At 68.4% G+C, this 19,590-nt stretch carries 7 protein-coding genes and 4 pseudogenes; 8 read left to right on the top strand and 3 right to left on the bottom strand.

Annotated elements, in window-relative coordinates; all coding sequences use genetic code 11:
- Positions 1 to 286 precede the first annotated feature (286 nt).
- On the bottom strand, positions 287 to 8,059 hold the full coding sequence (locus B9S64_RS20095) for a ricin-type beta-trefoil lectin domain protein (protein WP_258317573.1): 7,773 nt from the start codon (positions 8,057 to 8,059) through the stop codon (positions 287 to 289).
- A 517-nt stretch (positions 8,060 to 8,576) separates the two neighbouring features.
- Between B9S64_RS20095 and B9S64_RS20090 the strand changes: the two genes are divergently transcribed.
- From B9S64_RS20090 to B9S64_RS20075, 4 genes and pseudogenes are all read left to right on the top strand, one after another.
- Complete coding sequence (locus tag B9S64_RS20090) at positions 8,577 to 11,744, top strand: FG-GAP-like repeat-containing protein (RefSeq protein WP_103492572.1); 3,168 nt, start codon at positions 8,577 to 8,579, stop codon at positions 11,742 to 11,744.
- Positions 11,745 to 11,906: 162 nt separating this feature from the next.
- A pseudogene (locus B9S64_RS20085) lies at positions 11,907 to 12,559 on the top strand (polymorphic toxin-type HINT domain-containing protein); the annotation flags it as partial.
- A gap of 115 nt (positions 12,560 to 12,674) precedes the next feature.
- A pseudogene (locus B9S64_RS20080) lies at positions 12,675 to 13,486 on the top strand (IS5 family transposase).
- 313 nt (positions 13,487 to 13,799) lie between these two features.
- Positions 13,800 to 14,195 (top strand): DUF5958 family protein, encoded by a 396-nt coding sequence (locus B9S64_RS20075; protein WP_146060157.1) that lies wholly within the window; start codon positions 13,800 to 13,802, stop codon positions 14,193 to 14,195.
- Between the two features lie 124 nt (positions 14,196 to 14,319).
- Here the strand turns inward: B9S64_RS20075 and B9S64_RS20070 are convergent.
- Positions 14,320 to 14,850: pseudogene (locus B9S64_RS20070) on the bottom strand (site-specific integrase); the annotation flags it as partial.
- 292 nt (positions 14,851 to 15,142) lie between these two features.
- On the opposite strand from B9S64_RS20070, the gene B9S64_RS20065 reads away from it, so the two are divergent.
- The 4 genes and pseudogenes from B9S64_RS20065 (at position 15,143) to B9S64_RS20050 (ending at position 18,217) form a co-directional block, all read left to right on the top strand.
- Entirely contained in the window at positions 15,143 to 15,592 is a 450-nt protein-coding gene (locus B9S64_RS20065; protein ID WP_146060156.1) for a hypothetical protein, read from the top strand.
- 361 nt (positions 15,593 to 15,953) lie between these two features.
- Positions 15,954 to 16,067: pseudogene (locus tag B9S64_RS35110) on the top strand (XRE family transcriptional regulator); the annotation flags it as partial.
- A 183-nt stretch (positions 16,068 to 16,250) separates the two neighbouring features.
- Positions 16,251 to 17,243, top strand: a complete 993-nt coding sequence (gene coaA / locus B9S64_RS20055) for a type I pantothenate kinase (protein WP_028439234.1) — start codon at positions 16,251 to 16,253, stop codon at positions 17,241 to 17,243.
- A gap of 17 nt (positions 17,244 to 17,260) precedes the next feature.
- The gene (locus B9S64_RS20050) at positions 17,261 to 18,217 is read left to right on the top strand and encodes a DUF389 domain-containing protein (RefSeq protein WP_103492863.1); all 957 of its coding nucleotides are present in this window, start codon (positions 17,261 to 17,263) and stop codon (positions 18,215 to 18,217) included.
- A gap of 10 nt (positions 18,218 to 18,227) precedes the next feature.
- On the opposite strand, the gene glmM is transcribed toward B9S64_RS20050, so the two are convergent.
- Positions 18,228 to 19,586 carry a phosphoglucosamine mutase gene (glmM, locus tag B9S64_RS20045; RefSeq protein ID WP_103492862.1) on the bottom strand — a complete coding sequence of 453 codons (1,359 nt, stop codon included), beginning with the start codon at positions 19,584 to 19,586 and terminating at the stop codon, positions 18,228 to 18,230.
- Positions 19,587 to 19,590: the final 4 nt, after the last annotated feature.

Genomic DNA, 19,590 nt, shown 5'->3' with positions numbered 1-19,590 from the left:
GTTGCAGAAACAGACGGATCGGAGCAGAGATCTAGCGGTCAGCCTGGTTGATCCAGGTCAGCACGGATTCTTTCCGCTTCAGTGCGAGCAGCGGCCGCTTCGGCGGCAGCCCTCTCGCGATCTTGCTGATAGATCAGAACACCAGCCAGTGAATCCAACGCGTCTGCGATCCTTTCCCGCCATGCAGCAAATGATTCGGTTTCGCACTCACCCCAGGGCCTTTCGGATCGCACTTCTCTCAATCTTTGAAGTGCGGCGCGCAACTCTGGGGAGACAGGCACGAGACTCACCCACGTCCACCGATTTGAGGCAAGAACCGCTGGCAGGCAGGGCATGGTGCGATCAGCTCGCCATGATCCTCAATTGGGAACGAATTCCCTCTACCGCCACCACCGATCTTGACAGACTGGAATGTCGCCCCCTCTAGCGGGATGCCCGCGCTCTCAAACTGAATGGCACACCCAACTTCCCCGCATCCGCCGTGGTGTCCGGAGTTAGCTACTGCCCTCGCTGTCTGCGGAGGCATTGCACCACTGCGCGTATCCGTTGCATAGGCGAAACGGACATGCTTTCCATCCGCAGACGTAATCTTCGTGGCAACATTGGGACGCGATTCCGGACTCATACTCAGCGCCTCGTCTGCAAAGTCGAGCAAGTCATCATCGGCCTCACCACAGTTGTGGACAAGGATTGGTGTAGCCCCCGCCACCACATAGTACGTGTGGAGGTCACTGACGGTGAGGTTGTGGACGGCGCTTGTGGTTGCCGTCCAGCGTTCGACCGCTGTGATCTGGACGTATGTGCCGGTGCTGGTCCGCAGCCATTCGCCGGCCTGGAGGTCGGTGGCGTCGATCCAGGCGTCGAGTGCTTCGACCCAGAAGGGGTGGCCGTCCGTCGCGGTGACCGAGGCCGTCTCGTCGCCCTGGTCGCCGTCGGTGTCGACGGTGACCTTGACGAGGTGCTTGAGGCCTTCGCCCTTGATCTCGGCGGTGACCGTCTCGACCGTCGTCTTCCCGGTCTCGGGGTCGGTGGCCAGGACCTTGTCGCCGACCTTGACGTCCTCGATGGCCTTTGTCGAACCGTCGGCCATCACGACCTTGGTGCCGGGGACGAAGCTGTTGCACGTCCCGCCCGACTCGCCCGATCTACCGGACCCGCCCGACTCACCCGACTTGCCGGAGCCGCCGCTGCCGCTGCTGCCGCCGTTGCTCCGTGAGGAACCGCCGGAGGAGCCGCCCGGCTTGCTCGTACTGGCCTTGGCGCCGCTGCCCGAGCTCTTGTGGGTGGCCGATGCCGAGGAGACCTTCGGGGCCGACTTCGCCTGGGCCTGTTTCTGTACCGGGCTCCCTGTTTTCTTGGTCTGGTTGACGGCCTTGTTACTGGTCGTCTGTTTCTTCTCCGCAGCCTTCTTCTTGGCCGCCTGTGCCGCCTTCTTGGCCTTCTCGATCGCCGCCTTCTTGGCCGCGAGCGCCCGTTGCTGGGCGGCCTTGGCCGCAGCGAGGACGGCCTCCGCCTTCTTCTTGGCCGAGCGCCACGCCTGGATGGCGTTGATGGTGCGGTTGACGGCCTTGAGGACGGACGGGATCTTGCCGAGCTTGGTCCACGGGATCGCACCGATGATCAAGCTGCCGCAGGACCACATGTCACCGCCGAAGCACGCCAGTGCGTCGTTGATGCCGATGAAGTCCTTCAGCGTCGACCAGGCGGCCGAGAGGACCACCGAGGACAGCGAGCGCCCGGAGTCGGACTTGGCCTGGGCCAGTTGGGCCAGGCTCAGACCCGCGCCGGCCAGGGCCGCCGCCGTCTCCGACGCGTTCAGGGAGACCGCCAGACCCGTCGGGTCGGACAGGGTCACCGGGTTGTTGTGGGCGTAGCTGTACCCGTTGGCCTGCATCGGGTCCGCGAGGTCCAGCACCGGGTCGGCCGACAGGAAGCGCCCGACCACCGGGTCGTACATACGGGCGCCCAGCTGGGTGTAGCCGGAGGCGTCGTCCGGGGACGCGCCCAGGAATCCCGCGCGGGTCCGCAGGGCGGCACCGGAGGTGGCGGCGCCGCGCTCGTTGCCGAACGGGTCCTGCTTACGGACCCGTACCGGCATCCCGTCGGTCATGGCGATCTCGGCATACGTGCTGCCCTGGTGATCACCGACCTCGGCGGCCAGCGTGCTGGTCTTCTGGTAGCCGTACTGGTACCGCAGCACGCTGCCGCCGGGCGCCCCGTAGCTGCGCTGCGTGGAGACCAGCTTGCCGGCCGCCTGCGTGGTGACCTCGGTCTCCGACAGATGCAGGGTGGCCTGCTTGCCCTGGAGGGTCAGCAGGGGGCTGCCGTCCGGGCCGTAGATGTAGCGGGTCTCGTTCTGCGCCTCCCACTTCTGCGCGGCCGAGGAGGCCGAGCAGGCGGTGAGGACGGTGGGGGTGCTGTCGGCGGTGGCGCCGTCCTTGACGGCGATGCACAGACCGGTGGCGACGTGCACCAGCTGACCTGACGCGTTGCGCTTGATCTTCTGGTCGGCGGAGCCGTCACACCTGTGGAGCTGAAGTGCGGATCCCGCGGAGGCCGAGCCGGGCGCGACGCACCACGCGTCGTCGTAGAAGGCCATGGTGCCCAGGTCCGGGTCCGACTGGCCCGGCTCCACCCGGAACGACCACTTCTGGGAGGACGCTCCGTTGCAGGCGTACAGGTTGACCGGCGTGTTCTCCGCCGTCTTGCCGCCGTTCAGGTCCAGGCACTTGTCGGCGAGGCCGACGTACGAGGTCCTGCCGCCGCTGCCCTCACCGGTCAGGCGCTCCACCTGGCCGTCCCAGGTCCAGCTGATGTCCTGGGTGTCGCCGTTGCCGAGCGAGGTGACCTGCTTGGTCTCACCCGTCAGCTCGTAGAGCCGCTCGGCCTCGGCGGTGACCTGGGCACCGGCCGGGGTGGTGTACTTCTTGGTCACCTTGGTCAGGGTGTGCGGCTGGGAGCCGTCCGCCTTGCCGTAGGCGTAGGTCGTCACCGTGTCCTTGGCGGTGGCGCCGGTGAGGTCCTTCTCGGTGAGCTTCTTGCGGTTGCCGAGCAGGTCGTACTCGTAACGCTGCCAGTAGCCGGAGTCGTCCGGGCCGGCCGTCACGTTGAGGGTGCCGTCGTCCTTGACCGGACCGTCGACGCAGTGGCCGAGGTCGGCCGAGGTCCACGCCTCGGTCAGCTGGCCGATCGGGTCGTAGGAGAAGCACTGGCGTTCCTGGATGCCGGTCGAACGCTCCCGGATGCCGGTGACGTTGCCCGCGTCGTCGTACCAGTACGACCGGTGGGAGGCGAGCTTGCCGCCGACCAGTGAGGTGTCACCGTTCTGCTCCCGGTAGACCTGCTGGTCGGTGAGGGCCCCGGAGGCGTCGTCGAAGCCGGCGAGCGACCAGACCCGGTGCGGCTGGGCGCCCAGGGTGGAGCGCAGCAGCTGGCCGTACGGCGAGTACATGGCCTCGGAGCCGTACCAGTCCTTGCCGGAGACCGAGAGCGGCAGCCCCTCCTCGTTGTAGCGGACGACCAGCTTCTCGCTGTCGAACGCTCCCGCCGCGGGAATGGTGCCGTCCAGCAGGAGGCCGGTGTCGCTGTAGTTGTACGTGGAGGTGTACGACTTCCGCAGGCCCCAGGTGGTGGCGAGGGAGTCCGGCAGCGCCAGGGTGGTGGAGCGCGGCTGGTAGTCGGCGGTGTATCCGCCGACCGACATCGTGTACTCCTGGCCGTCCGTGACCCGTACCGAACTGGCCGGCAGACCCTTGCCGCCCGGCGCGCTGTCGTACGTGCTCCGGGCGAGCAGGTCACCGGTGGAGCTGTCGAGACGCTGCTCCACCGGACGGGACAGCTGGTCGTACCCGGTCCAGACGGTGACCCCGCGCGCGTTCGTCGTGGTGACGGGCCGGTCGCGGTGGTCGTACGTCGTGGTGGTGGTTCCGGCGTCCGGGTCGGTGGCGGAGATCAGGCGGCCGCGACCGTCGTACGCCCAGGTCCAGGTGCGCGCGGCGTTCTGCGCGCTGTACGCCTTCACGAGCCGGCCGAGGTCGTCGAACTCGTACTTCACCGAGGTGTACGCGGTGCGTGCGGCATCGGTGAAGGTGTCGACCTGGGTGGTACGGCCCATCGAGTCGGAGCGGACCCGGTAGGAGGCCGCGCCGGAGGGGTTGATGACCGTGGACCAGTCGGCGCCGTACTCGTAGCGCGTCGAACGGGCCGCCATCTCACTGCCGTTGAGGATCGGCAGTTCCTTCACCACGCGGCCCGAGCCGTCGTAGGTGTAGCGGGTGGCGTTCGGTACGGCGGTGTCGGCGAGCGGGGTGAAGAGCTGGCCGCTCGGCTTCCCGGTGGCGAGATAGGCGTTGTTGGTCTGCCAGACCTCGCCCGAGCTGTTGTACAGGGTGTCGGTGATCAGTCGGCCGCCGCCGGTCGCCTGCTCCTGCGCCTGGCGCTCACGGCCGAGGCCGTCGTAGATCGTGACGGAGGTCTCGACACGGTCCCTGTGCCCGCGGCTCTTGGTGACCACGTAGGGCGGGAGGCGGTCCGGATCGTCGGGGTCGATCGTGGATATGTGGTATTCGGCCGCGAAGTCCGGCACGGCGGAGGCCGACGGGGTACGGCCCGGTGCCCAGGCCTGGACGAGCCGGCCCAGCGGGTCGAACACGGACTGGGTGACGTGTCCGTTGGCGTCGGTGCTCTTCGTGGCGGTGCCGCGGCCGGGTTCGATCTCCTGAGTGGCGCTGTGCCCCAGGGAGTTGGCCTCGGTGACACCGAACGTCTGGCCGTTCCGCGTGTCGTAGGCGGTGGTGGACGACTTGCCGTCCGGGTCGGTGGCCTTCACCACGCGGCCCAGCGAGTCGAACCCGACGGTGCCGTCGGACTGGAAGCCGGAGCCGTCGGCCTTGAGCGACCAGGTCTGGGTGGCCAGGCCGCGGGTGGAGCCGGACAGCGCGGCGCCGTAGTCGCCTCCGTCGTAGGCGGTACGGGAGCCGGAGGCGAGCTTCTTGAGGTCGGTGAAGACCGCCGTGGCGCACGGGGTGGCGGAGCCCAGGACCTGCTTGGTCAGGCCGATGATGTTCTTGTCCGTGTGGTGGACGTACTCCAGCTTGGTGCAGGAGACGTCACCGACGAGGCCCGGGTCCGCCTTGTCCTCAAGGGTCTCGATCTGGACCGGCAGACCGTGCGTCGCCTCGTAGGTGGTCTTCGTCTCCGACGTGTGGACGACGCCGTCGCTGTCCTTGCTGTAGGCGAGCTGGCGGGGTTCGGTGACCCGCCAGGCCTTCAGCGCGTCGAGGCCGTCGCCCCGTACGCGGGAGGCCAGTTCGGTGGCCTCCGGCACCGTGACGGAACGGGTCAGCCAGGCGGTGTCGGCGTCGGTGGGCTCGGCGTAGCTGAGTTCCTCGGCTATGCGGCCGGCGAACGGCTCACGGTCGTACGCGATGTGCGCGCCGGTGACGTCCTTCACCGCCACGGTGTCGCCCATGCCGCGGAAGAACCGGGTGACGGCCTTGGTGCGCTTGCTGCCGATCGCCTTGTCGTCGGCTCCCGTGAACACGGCGACCTGGTCGAATCCGGCGAACTGCGAGTACGTCCGCGTGGACTTCTTGGTGAACTCCTGCTGGGCCAGCTTCCAGGCGGCGGTGCCGTACGTGTACTTGGTGCTGGTCGAGTAGGCGCCGTCGACGTTGGGGAGTTCCTCGACCTCCTGGACCACGTACTTCTGGAACCAGTCGATGTCCTCCTTCTCCGGGTCCGGGTGCCAGAAGGAGGGGTAGCACAGGCGTGTGTTGCTCTTCAGCGCGGCCTTGTCGGACTTGCCGGGCAGGTCGAGGCCGGTGGCGCACTGGCCTGTCGGCTTCTTGTAGGTGATGGCGGTCTCGCCGCCGTACTCGTTGATCACCCGGCCGATGCGCAGACGGGAGAAGCCCGGACGGGGGTCCTTGTCGCCCCGCATCACGCGGTTGGGCATGTCGTCCACGTTCGGCTCGAACCGGACGGGGTTCAGCGTCACGCTCTCGTCGGTGGAACCCTTGCGGGCGTAGCCGGTACGGGTGACGGTCTCCAGCCACAGGGCGGTGTTCGGGCCGGTGCGCAGGGAGGGGAAGGACTGCTTGAGCTGGTAGCGGTCCACCACCTGGCGGGCCGTGGTGTCGGTGCGGCGCTGCGCGGACGTCTTGATCGAGTCCAGGCGCTTGGTCGACCAGAACGACGGGGCGGCGTTCCAGCACATCTTGCCGGAGGCGCACCGCAGGTCGGCCGGGGTGTCGTACCAGATGCGGTACTTGCCCGGGTCCTTGGAGGTGAAGTTCGCCTCGGTGCAGGCGAGGGAGCCCTCGGCGTAGCACCGTTCTTCGACGTTGAAGGTGACGCGGCCGGGGGCCTCCGCGGAGAAGAGGGTGTTGCTGCGCTGGCCGTAGTCGATGTGCGCGAGGTAGCCGTCGCGGTCGTACTTGACCGGGGCCTTCCAGTTGAAGTTCCGCGCGTAGTAGTTGACGTCCTTCTTCCACCACAGGGACATGGCGTTGCCGTGGACGTCCTCGACGTAGTCGAGGTTCCACCGCCACCCCTGCGCGCAGTCGGAGTTCTTCCAGTCGCCGGCCTTGTAGCAGGGCTCGCCGGAGTGGTTGCCGAACACCGGGACGGTCAGGACCGAGTTGGTGACCGGGTCGCCCTTGGACCAGCCCGGCAGGTGGTTCAGGCCGAAGTGGTACTTGGTGCCGTCGGTGGTGGTGACGATCCAGTACTCGCCGTCGGCGTCCTTGTTGTCCTTGGACGTGTCCTTGACGATCTGGATCCGGGAGCCGTCACCGTTGGCGGTGAACCACTCCTTCTGGTCCGCGTCCCAGACCAGTTCCGTCGTCGCTCCGCCGAGCGTCAGCGTGGCGTTGTCCGAGCCCCAGCACAGGTCGCCCGTCTTGTGGCCGGAGTTGTTGGCGCCGGCCTTCTTGGCGTCCTCGCGGCAGGAGGCGTAGGTGCGGGTGATGGAGCCGGCGTTGTAGTCCCAGCCGTCGCCGATCCAGGAAGCCTGGTTGTTGGTGGAGGACGTCCGGCCGTCCACCGACTGGGAGGAGTAGGAGAGCGCCACCTGCGGCGTCAGGCCGCCGGGTGCCTCGGGCACCTGCACCTGGTAGCCGTAGGTGAAGGCACCGGAGGACGAGCCGGCCGCCCAGGAGCCGGACGACTGGAGCGGGGTGGCGGTGAAGTCCCCCGCCGCCGACGCCCCGGTGTCCAGCACGCCGACGGCACGGGGGGCGGTGTCGGCCGACGCGGCCGTGAGGGACATCGTCGTGGCGCCGGAGACGTCCGACGCGGCGTCGGTGCCGAGGAGTTCGGCGACCGGGACGGAGGCGGAGACCACCCGGCGGGTGCGCAGGGTCTCGCCCTCGTTCGAGGCGGCCGAGAGCGTCCTGGCGCTGGTCTTCGGGTGGATCACCTCGATCTCACTGGCCAGCGGCAGCATCGCCGCCGCCTCCTCGCCGTCCGGCTCCTCGGCCGGCTCGGGGGCGCACTCGCCCTCGGTCGGCGCGTCGACCACGCAGTTGGGCAGCAGGACGACACCGAACCGGTCGGCGGCCTGGGGACCGTACAGATCGGCGAACGACGTGTAGTCGACGCCGATGGTGACCTCGGCCTCCGGGTCGGCCGTGGCCGGCGGGGTGATCTCCATCAGCAGGCCGTCGACCTCGGCGGCCTGCGAGTCCTCCGGCGCCTTCAGGTCGACGGTCCACTCACCGGCCAGCGCGGCCGGGTCGCTCTCCTCGGGCACGCCGAGCGAGACCGTCGGCACGTTCTCGACCGGGATCGACTGCCCCGGCTCCACGTCCGTCAGGTCGGCCGTACCCACACCCGGTGACCAGGCCTCCACGGCCTGGGGGGTGTAGGGGGTGGTCGCCTCCTCGGGCGCGGTCGTCAGATGCTTCTCGGCGCTCTCGTCCTGCTCCGTCCGCGCGCTCTCCGGGAGTTCGGGGAGCTCGACCGCCATGTCCTGGCGGGGCTTCGGCGGGATGGCCGCTGCCTCCAGGGTCAGGCCGCCCCAGGTGAGGGCCGAAGTCAACGAAACGATGACCGCCATACGCAGACGCCTGCGTCTGTGTCGGCTTCTCCCGGACAAGGCCGGTCGCGGCCCCGTCCAGGACCCCGGACCTGCTGCACGCATGCGTCGACTCCCACCTTGCGCAAAAGGGACGGCGAACTCTGGGAACGCCGAACAGCGCACCCGGTCCGGGCGCGCGCGCAAAAATCTTCACAGGAAACACAAAAAGTGATCAAGGAGCGGAGAGTGACCGGAGGCGAGGTGAAGTGATCTCGCTCACACGGAAAAGCGGCCCCAAGTCCGCCCAAGGACCCGAAGTTGATCTTCCGTGCAGGTCGGTGCACAGTGCAGCATTTCGCGGCGGAAATGGGGCGATGCCAGAAGATTCCCCTTCCCGGCATCGTCACTCTGCGTCTCGGTCACGAAACAATAAGTTTTTAATTTTGGGCACGTGACTCGATCACATGCGATCGTGCGGGCGCCTGTATCCCGCGGTCGACAAGCGGGGCCAGTCATCTCGACCCGCCCATCCGTCCGGCCCCCTCGGAGAAGTCCAGTGACCGTGTCACGCCTGCTCAGACCGTTCGTGCGCAGTCGCACACGGCTGTCCGTCACCCTCGGCCTGCTCGTGGCCGCGCTCACCGCGTCCCTGCTGCCGTGGTTCATCGACCGGTCCGGTGACGAGGACGCCGCCTCGCAAGCGCGGGGAGGCAGCACCAAGGCGTCCCAGGCCGGCGACCACCCCCGCACCGAGGACGAGGCGATCGCCGCGGCCCGCCGCACCGGCAAGAAGGTCCTCGTCGAAGCGGCCACCACCGCCACCACCCTCACCTGGGCACTGCCTGACGGAAAGATGCGTCAGCGGATCAACGCCACCCCGCAGCGGGCGAAGAACGCCGAGGGCGAGTGGGCCGACATCGACACCGACCTGCGCCGCACCAAGGACGGCATCACCCCGGTGAACGCCGTGACCCCGGTCCGCTTCTCGGCCGGCGTCCGCCCCGAGCGCGCCGGCCGCGACTTCCCCCGGGCCACCCCGGCGACCGAGGACAGCGTGCTGGCCGAGGTCGAACTGGAGGGCCACACCGTGGCCTACACCTGGCCCGCGCCCCTGCCCGAACCGGTACTCGACGGCCCTCGGGCGCTGTATCCGGAGGTCTTTCCGGGCGTCGACCTGCTGCTGGTCGTCCGGGAGGAGGGCGGCTTCGCCCAGCTGATGATCGTCAAGACGCCCGAGGCCGCGCGGAACAAGGCCCTGGAGACCCTCTCCTTCGGACTGCGGTCCGAGACGGCCGTGTTCGAGCACAACGCCACCACCGACACGGTCCGCGTGCTGGACTCGAAGAAGGGCAGGGAGATCGGCTCCGTGCCGACCCCGTTCGCCTGGGACTCCTCCGGCCTGGACCCTGACCTGGAGCCCGGCAGCGAGGTCCGCACCGCCACCGCCACCTCCGAGGACGTACTGGCGCTCTCCGGTCTGAGCGGCATCGAACCCGGAGCGCGGAGCGCCGCGCTGCACACCACCCTGGACGACGACGGCAACGGGGTACGCCTCGGCCTGGACGTGGACGGCACCGGTCTGCTGCGGAGCGACGACGTCCGCTATCCGCTGTTCATCGACCCGTCGATCAAGCCGCCCATGAAGTCCTGGACGGTCGCCTACAAGCCGTACCCGAACACCAGCTTCTACAACGGCACCAACTTCAGCTCCGGCACCTCCGACGCCCGAGTCGGTTACGAGAGCGACACCAAGGGCCTGGCACGCTCGTTCTGGACGATGGGCTTCTCCAGCAGCCTGAAGGGCGCCACCGTCACCAAGGCCCAGTTCAAGGTGCTCAACAACCACTCCTGGTCGTGCGAGACCCGGCAGTTCCACCTCTACCGCACCGGGGCGATCTCCTCGGGCACCACCTGGAACAAGCAGCCGAGCTGGTCGTCGCTGCTCCAGTCGCAGTCGTTCGCCCACGGATACAACAGCTCCTGCGCGGACGACTACGTCCTGTGGAACGTGAAGGCGGGTGCCCAGTACGCGGCCGACGCCGGTGCCTCGACCCTCACCCTGGGCATGCGGGCCAACACCGAGACCAGCACCTGGACCTGGCGCAAGTTCCGTGCCTCGTCGGCCGTCCTCGAAGTGGACTACAACCGCAAGCCCAACGAGCCGACCGGCGGCACCACCACCCCGGGCGGTGCCTGCGTGGCCGCTCCGGCCAGCCGTCCCGTCGCCAAGACGAACATCGTGCTCTCCGCGACCGCGACCGACCCGGACAAGAACCTCGCCAAGCTGCGCTTCCGCTGGTGGAAGTCGGGTGCCAGCGCGCCCACGGGCACCCTGGTCACCCCCAACAGCGGCGGCAAGGCGACGCTGACCATCCCGTCCAGCAGCCTCGCCGACAAGACCACCTACAAATGGGACGTCCGCTCGGAGGACACCGAGGGCGCCGTCTCCACCTACTTCCCGCCGGGTGACCAGCCCTGCCAGTTCACCGTCGACGCCTCCGGACCGCCCGCGCCCGACGTGGCCAGCGACGACTTCCCCGAGGCCACCCCGGACGGTCTGACCTGGTCGGAGAAGAAGTTCGGCCAGAGCGGCGTCTTCACCATCAGTTCCCCCGGCGCCACCAAGTTCTCCTGGACGCTCACCGGCGCCGGGTACACCGAGAAGGCCGCGACCGCCGGCACGGACGGGTCCGGCAACTCCGTCGGCAAACTCGCCCTCACCCTGGCCCCGCCGAGCGCCGGATCCCACAGCCTGCGGGTCTACGCCTACGACGCGGTCGGCAACAAGTCGAAGGAGCCCACCGACTACGCCTTCTACGTGCAGCCGAGGGACACCGCGGATGCCCCCGGCGACCTCAACGGCGACGGCCGGGCCGACCTGCTCACCATCAACGCCAGCGGCAACCTCCGCTCCTACCCCGGTCTGCCCGACGGCGAGCTCTACACCTCCCTGGCCGCCGGCTACACCACCGCCGGGAAGCTGAACCCCACCGGCCACTGGTACGACCCCGCCACCGGCAAGGCCGCGCTGATCTCCCACTACGCCGACGTCTATCCCGGTGACGGCGTGACCGACCTGTTCGCGCGCACCCCCGACGGCAAGTTCTGGCTCTACCCGGGCGACGGTTACGGCAGCTTCGAGGTCGACAAGCGCCTGGAGATCCGGCTGCCCGCAGGCGCCCCCGACCCGGCGGACTGGGTCCAGATGAAGGCCGTCGGCGACATCACCGGCGACAAACGGCCCGAGGTCTTCGTACGCACAGGGGCCGCCTTCTGGGTGCTGATCGGCTACACCGGCGGCACCTTCGAGGAGGCGATCCGGATGAACGCCGACGCCTGGGAGGTACGCGACATCGTCAACGTCGCCGACATCGACCGCGACGGCACGCCCGACCTCCTCTGGCGGAACACCTCCAACGGGAACATGTACATCCGGCACGGCAAGCCCGGCGCCACCGCCGGAAGCGTGGACCTGGCCTCGCTGAAAACGGCCGCGGCCTCCCGGGAAGCCAAGGACACCTCGTACGGAACGTCCTGGACCGGTGCCAACATCGACACCGCCATCGGCATCCCGGACGTGAACGGTGACGGCATCCCCGACATCTGGGCGCGCTTCGCCGCCGACGGATCCGTGAAGGTCTACCACCCGTCCAAGACCAACACCAACGGCCCGGCCATGACCGTGATCTCCAGCGGCTGGGGGACCGTCAAGGCCTTCGGCTGACACCGCTCCCCGACCGAACCGGAAGCCCGGCCCGCCTGAACGCGGCGGCCGGGCTTCCGGCTTTCCCTCGGCCGGCAACGGGCTTTTTTCCCCCGGGAGGCGTCACACAGGCGGACGGCAGGCGTGGTACCCCCGCACTACGGGGAGCCCGGAGCCGGGCCGGTACAGAAACAGGCCCAGGCGAAGTCGGCCCCGAAGGTCTCCTCGGCGTCGGCCACCCACAAGAGCTCGGGCGGCGGCGCCAAGGCGAGTACGAGCAAGCCGGGCGGCTCGTCCGGCGGTTCCTCACGGAGCAACGGCGGCTCCGGCAAGTCCGGTGAGTCGGGCGGGTCCGGTGGATCGGGCGAGTCGGGCGGGACGTGCAACAGCTTCGTCCCCGGCACCAAGGTCGTGATGGCCGACGGTTCGACAAAGGCCATCAAGGACGTCAAGGTCGGCGACAAGGTCCTGGCCACCGACCCCGAGACCGGGAAGACGACGGTCGAGACGGTCACCGCCGAGATCAAGGGCGAAGGCCTCAAGCACCTCGTCAAGGTCACCGTCGACACCGCCGGCGACCAGGGCGACGAGACGGCCTCGGTCACCGCGACGGACGGCCACCCCTTCTGGGTCGAAGCACTCGACGCCTGGATCGACGCCACCGACCTCCAGGCCGGCGAATGGCTGCGGACCAGCACCGGCACGTACGTCCAGATCACAGCGGTCGAACGCTGGACAGCAACCACAAGCGCCGTCCACAACCTCACCGTCAGTGACCTCCACACCTACTATGTGCTGGCGGGCAGACACCGGTCCTAGTCCATAACTCCAATGGGTGGTGCGGACCCGGTTTTCGATTACCGTCAGATGCGGGTATTACAGCGGCTAACACAATGAGGTGGATCGGGCCTGTTGGCCGTGTCCGTGTCCGGAGTTGGGCGTTGTCTGGGCATGGGGGCTTCGCCGTGGATCGTGTCGGATGCTCTGTGGGAGCGGATAGAGCCGCTGCTGCCGCGCAAGGAACGCCGGTTTCGGCACCCTGGACGGAAGCCGCTGCCGGATCGGCAAGTGCTGTGCGGCATCCTGTTCGTGCTGCACACCGGCATCCAGTGGGAGTACCTGCCGCAGGAGTTGGGCTTCGGTTCGGGCATGACGTGCTGGCGGAGGTTGCGGGACTGGAACGAGGCCGGCGTCTGGCAGCAGCTGCACGAGGTGCTGCTGGCCGAGCTCAACGCGGCGGCCCGTCTCGACTGGTCGCGTGCCGTGGTCGACTCCAGCCACGTACGGGCCATAAAAGGGGGAGCCTCACGGGACCGAGTCCGGTCGATCGTGGCCGAAGCGGATCGAAACACCACCTGATCACCGACGGACAAGGCACACCGCTCGCCGTGATCCTCACGGGCGGCAATCGCAACGACGTCACCCAGCTCCTGCCCCTGCTCGACGCCGTCCCACCCGTCAGAGGCCGGATCGGGCACCCGCGACGCAAGCCAGACTCACTCTTCGCCGACCGCGGGTACGACCACGACATCTACCGCGACCAGGTCCGCCAGCGCCGCATCGTCCCTGCCATCGCCCGCCGCGGCACCCTCCACGGCACCGGACTGGGAACCTACCGCTGGGTCGTCGAACGCAGCTTCGCCTGGCTCCACGGCTTCAAACGCCTCCGCATCCGCTGGGAACGACGGGCCGACATCCACGAAGCCTTCCTCAAACTCGCCTGCTGCCTCATCACCCACCGACAGATCAACTCATTGTGTTAGCCGCTGTTAGACCTAATGATGCGAAGCGCATCCAGAATGCGGCCGACAAGACAGACCAGACGATCATCGTGGTCGGGAGTCGAGCGGGAAACGGGAATCTCAACCCGACTTCTGACTGGGATTACATACTGACTGGGCCGTCCCGGCCTCGTAGCAGTGTCAAGAACTCCCTGCCTCAAGGGATGGGGGATGGTGAGGGTGGAAGCGGACGAGGTCGAGACTTCTACCAGACCTACAATCCAAATGCCAAACAGTACACGGAATTGGACAGGAATAGGCCATATGTGGTCTTCGCACCCAGAGGGAGGTAGGCGTGAATGAATTGCGAGCCTCGGAGCGCGTGATAAATGAAGTCGCCCAGGAGGTGCGCAGCCTCGAAGAGGGCGTGGAGTGGTTCTCTGGGTTGGTTACAGAGGAGCAGCAGTCCGTTCTGCATGAGATCGCTCTCTATCTGATGCAGGCGCACGTTACTGTGAAAGACGGGCGTAAGGGTCTCGAGAAATCAGGGGTTAAGGCAACCATGACCCCTGCGGTTCTAATTGTTCGTGAGCCGATCCTCGAACAAGTAGGGAAGATCGAAAGATTGCCTCAGCAGGAATACCTGAAGGCGTTCCGAGTCCTGATTTCTACGTTTGCGGTGGCCGACACACGTCGGCGGGAGACGGAGTGCCAGGGATCATGCAGCCACGCTTGGCACAACCTGTCGTAGGCGCCAACGTTCCTGGTGCCTCGTAAAGGGAGTGTCCGGGGATTTCTGAGTTCGCTTGGATGTAGATTGGGAGCCCCCACCGAGTCGGTACTCGGCGGGGGCTCCTGAGCATTTGACGGCAACGTCAGCGGACGACGGCTGCGGTGGGCGGGTCATCCGGGGCGTCGGTCGGGCCGAGGGCGTGGCCCAAGGCGTCGATGGCGTCCCGCTGGAGGCGGGGTCGTACGTGGGCGTAGACGCCAGCGGTGACGCCGATGTGGGCGTGGCCCAACAACTCCTTGATCACGACGAGATCGACGCCTTGCTCCAGGAGCAAGGTGGCCGTCGAGTGTCGGAGGTCGTGGAAGCGGATGCGCCGGAGCCCGGCCCGTTCGAGGAAGCTGCGGAAGCGGCGGGTGAGGTCGGCAGGGTCGAGAGGCCGGCCAGTCGGTGTGGTGAATACGAGCCCGCTGTCGCTTCAGTCCAATCCGGCTGTCTCTCGCTCCTTGCCCTGGCGTTCCTGGTGCTTCTTGAGGGAATGGATGCATTCGGTCGGGAGCGCGATACGGCGCTCGGAGGCGCGGGTCTTGGTGTGCAGGATGGTCGGGCCGCCGGGTGGGGCGCACTGGAGGGAGCGGTGGATGCTGGCAGTGCCACTGTCGAGATCGAGGTCTTCTTAGTGCAGCCTGAGAAGTTCGAGTTCTGAGCGTCGGACAGAGGGACTACTTGAGACACCCGAATTCCGTTCTGTCGCAGGGAGGGTATGCGGAGGTCAGCTTCTGGCACTTCGCAGGCTCCAGGCAGACCGTTGGCTTCAACATATTCTTCGAGGCGGACGGTGTGTCCGTGGCCTGGTTCTCGCGAGGTGTGAATCGGGACAACTTCGGCGATCCCGTGGCTCCCCTCGAAGGAAGGCAGGCAATCATGGATGCCACAGCCGGTGCAACGGACAGGAGGGTTTGGTCCAGGTGAACGGCAATGCAGAGCGTCGGAAGTCGGTCTTCGGGATGCCCCTCCCGGATTGCTTGGTCGAGTCGATCAACGATCACAGTTGGGCGAACCTGGCTCATTCGCCGATGATTGAATCGGTGTTCGGTCAGGCCCCGCTTCGCGCGGTTTTCCACTCGATCCCCGCGATGGCCGGAATGACGAAGTGGTGGCGCGAAGAGCTCGACGATGAACTCTTGCGATGCTACTTCGGTACACCCGATGAACGTGCGGACCCCGACTATATCTCGCGAATGAAAACCGTGATCATCGGAAACCTCGGTCCGGATCTTCCTTTTGCTCTAGATTACCGTGAATCTCCCGTCGATCCAGGCGTGGTGTTCCTGGGGGAAGTAGGTTCCTGGCGGATGATCGCCGGGAGCGCGTATGACCTGATGCGCGCGCTCGACCCGCAGCGTCTCCAATCCTGACCTGGGACGCGGGGTGCCAGAAGCCCCACCAGGTTCGTTTCCTGGGGCCTCTGGTTATGTTCCGGCCGCTTGCTGTGGCGCGCGGCTACGGGGTCAGGCCCTTGCCTTTCCGGTTCCGGGGTCTGTGGCAGAGGCCAGAACCCCCGCGGTCATGGGCACGGCACGCACGGAGGGCCCGTCCCTGTCAGGGCTGACGAGGACGGGGGAGCCTCGATCGGTTGCGCCCGGCAGGGACGGGAGTCAGGTGGGTCAGCGCGATGCGGCGCCTGGGCGAGCGGGGCGGGTCACGTCTGGCGCCAGGTCCGCCAGGGGCGGGTGATGATCTCCCGGTAGGTGTGGTGGGACGGGTTCTGGCCGCAGCGCCATCAGCCCCGAACTGGTCGCGCTCTACGAACAGCGGGCCGACATCTCCGTCTCGGCGTTCACCGACCTGATGGCCCAGGCCCGGGAACGGATCGACATCCTCGTCTACGCGGACGCACCGGACGCACCGGCCACGACCTTTTCAGACGGGTCTTCACCGACCACGCCAAGGTCACCCGCGGCGAGCAGAGGCCCACGGCGACCGCACCGCCCACGCCCCCGTACCCGGCCGCCCCCTCCCCCACGTGACCGAGCCCACCCCCCACCGCGGCCGAACTCCCCCGACAATGAGTGGGTGATCACTTCGCCCGCACGGAGCCCCAGGCGCACCGAGCACGCGCCGACGCCCTACGTCGACCTGTCACGGGCGGAATGGAGCGCCCTCCGCGACAAGACGCCCCTGCCGCTCACCGCCGAGGAGGTCGAGAAGCTGCGGGGGCTCGGTGACGTCATCGACCTCGACGAGGTGCGGGACGTCTATCTGCCGCTGTCCCGGCTGCTCAACCTCTACGTCCAGGCCACCTCCGGGCTGCGCGGAGCGCTGAACACCTTCCTCGGGGACGCCGGGAACGGCCACGGCGAGCAGCGCGGCACCCCCTTCGTCATAGGGGTCGCCGGGAGTGTCGCGGTGGGGAAGTCCACCGCCGCCCGCATCCTCCAGGCGCTGCTGGCCCGCTGGCCGGAGCACCCGCGGGTGGAGCTGGTGACCACCGACGGGTTCCTGCTGCCGATGAAAGAGCTGGAGAAGCGCGGGCTGATGTCGCGCAAAGGGTTCCCGGAGTCGTACGACCGGCGGGCGCTGACCCGGTTCGTCGCCGACATCAAGGCCGGCAAGGACGAGGTGACGGCCCCCGTCTACTCCCACCTGATCTACGACATCGTGCCCGACGAGCGCCTGACCGTGCGCCGCCCCGACATCCTCATCGTCGAGGGCCTGAACGTGCTCCAGCCCGCGCTGCCGGGCAAGGACGGCCGTACCCGGGTCGGTCTCGCGGACTACTTCGACTTCAGCGTGTACGTCGACGCCCGCCCCGAGGACATCGAGGCGTGGTACCTCCACCGCTTCCGCCGGCTGCGCGAGACGGCGTTCCAGAACCCCTTCTCGTACTTCCGCAAGTACACCCAGGTCTCCGAGGAGGAGGCGCTGGAGTACGCCCGCACCATGTGGCGGACGATCAACAGGCCGAACCTCCTGGAGAACGTGGCGCCCACCCGGGGCCGTGCCACCCTGGTGCTGCGCAAGGGGCCCGACCACAAGGTCCAGCGTCTGTCGTTGCGCAAGCTCTGATCTCCGGGAGTGCTGCCGTGTTGCACCTGCGCCTCATCGTGCCTGCCGACCGCACCGACGAGGTCGTGGAGCTGCTGGAGCGGACCGTGGGCGCCACCCATCTCGCGGTACTGACCGGTGCCGCGCGCAGCCCGGCCGGCGACCTGGTGCTGTGCGACGTGGCGCGTGAGGCGGGCGACGAGCTGATCGACGCGCTGCGCGGGCTGGGCATCGACAGGTCGGGCTCGATCACCGCGGAGAACATGGAGCTGACGCTGTCCGCCCACGCCGACGAGGCGGAGCGGCGGGCGCCCGGTGCCGGTGCGGACGCGGTGCTCTGGGAAGAGCTGACCGAGGTGACCCACGAGGAGTCCACCTTCAGCGCCACCTATGTGGCCTTCCTGGGCGTCGCGATGATGCTGGCCGCCTGCGGGGTGATGCTCGACAACGTGATCCTGATCGTCGGCGCGATGGCGGTGGGCCCGGAGTTCGGTCCGCTGGCCGGGATCTCGACGGCCCTGGTGCAGCGGGCGCCGCGTCTGGTCGCCACGTCCCTGTGGGCCCTGGTCGGGGGATTCGCCGCCGCGATGGTGCTGACGGCCGGGTTCGTACGGCTGATGGACGCGCTCGGGCTGTTCACCGCCCGTATGGTCACGGCGGAGCGGCCCAACACCACCTTCATCTGGCATCCGGACCAGGTCTCGTTCGTGGTGGCGCTCCTGGCGGGGATCGCCGGGACGCTGTCGCTGACGTCCGCCAAGTCGGGGGCCCTGATCGGTGTGGCGATCTCCGTGACGACGGTGCCGGCCGCCGCCAACGCCTCGGTCGCCTTCAGCTACCAGGACCTTCCGCAGGCCTGGGGGGCGTCCGCGCAGCTGCTCGCCAACCTCGGGGGCATCGTGCTGGCCGGGACGCTGACCCTGCTGGTCCAGAAGGCGCTGTGGAGCGTGCGGCGCAGGAGGGACCCGGCCGTGCGGCCGGGTCCCTCCAGGTGACGGCGGACGGTCAGCCGAGGGCCGACTTCACCACGTCGGCCAGCTGCCCGGCCACGGCGCGCGCCTGCTCGATGTCGGCGGCCTCGACCATGACCCGTACCAGCGGCTCCGTGCCGGACTTGCGCAGCAGCACCCGTCCGGTGGTGCCGAGGCCGCGCTCGGCCTCGGCGACCGCGGCGGCCACCTCGGGCGAGGTGTCCACCCGGGACTTGTCGACGTCCGGCACGTTGACGAGGACCTGCGGGAGGCGCCGCATCACGCCGGCGAGGTCGGCGAGCGTACGGCCGGTGGCGGCGACCCGGGCCGCGAGCATCAGGCCGGTGAGCGTGCCGTCGCCGGTGGTGGCGTGGTCCAGGACGATGACGTGGCCGGACTGCTCACCGCCCAGGGCGAAGCCCTCGGCCTTCATGGACTCCAGGACGTAGCGGTCGCCGACGGCGGTCTGGACGAGATGGATGCCCTCCCGCTCCATCGCCGTCTTGAAGCCGAGGTTCGACATGACCGTGCCGACCACGGTGTCCTTGCGCAGCTGTCCGGCCTCGCGCATGGCGACGGCGAGCACGGCGAGGATCTGGTCCCCGTCCACCTCCTCGCCGGACGCGTCCACGGCCAGGCAGCGGTCCGCGTCGCCGTCGTGCGCGATGCCGAGGTCGGCGCCGTGCTCCACGACGGCGGCCCGGAGCAGGGCCATGTGGGTGGAGCCGCAGCTGTCGTTGATGTTCAGGCCGTCCGGCTCGGCGCCGATGGTGACGACCTCGGCCCCGGCGCGGGCGAACGCCTCGGGGGAGACGCGGGCGGCGGCGCCGTGTGCCTCGTCCAGGACGACCTTCAGCCCGTCGAGCCGGTTGGGGAGGACGCCGATGAGGTGGGCGACGTACCGGTCGAAGCCCTCGGTGTAGTCGGTGACGCGGCCGACCCCGGCGCCGGTCGGACGGTTCCACGGCGCACCGGTGCGGTGCTGCTCGTAGACCGTCTCGATGCGGTCCTCCAGCTCGTCGGCCAGCTTGTGGCCGCCCCGGGCGAAGAACTTGACGCCGTTGTCCGGCATGGCGTTGTGGCTGGCGGAGAGCATGACACCGATGTCGGCGCCGAGCGCGCCGGTCAGGTACGCCACCGCGGGGGTCGGGAGCACGCCGACCCGCAGGACGTCCACGCCCGCGCTGGCCAGCCCCGCCACCACGGCCGCCTCCAGGAACTCTCCGGACGCGCGGGGATCGCGCCCCACCACGGCGGTAGCCCGATGCCCTTCGAAGGTGCCGGCCTCGGCCAGTACGTGCGCCGCCGCGACCGAGAGTCCGAGCGCGAGCTCGGCCGTCAGGTCCGCGTTGGCGACACCGCGCACGCCGTCCGTGCCGAAGAGTCGTCCCACTGGT

This window comes from Streptomyces sp. SM18, from assembly GCF_002910775.2.
GTDB classification, from domain to species: Bacteria; Actinomycetota; Actinomycetes; order Streptomycetales; family Streptomycetaceae; genus Streptomyces; species Streptomyces halstedii.
The sequence above is the reverse complement of the archived record's forward strand: the minus strand, read 5'-3'. Positions and strand labels throughout refer to the sequence as shown.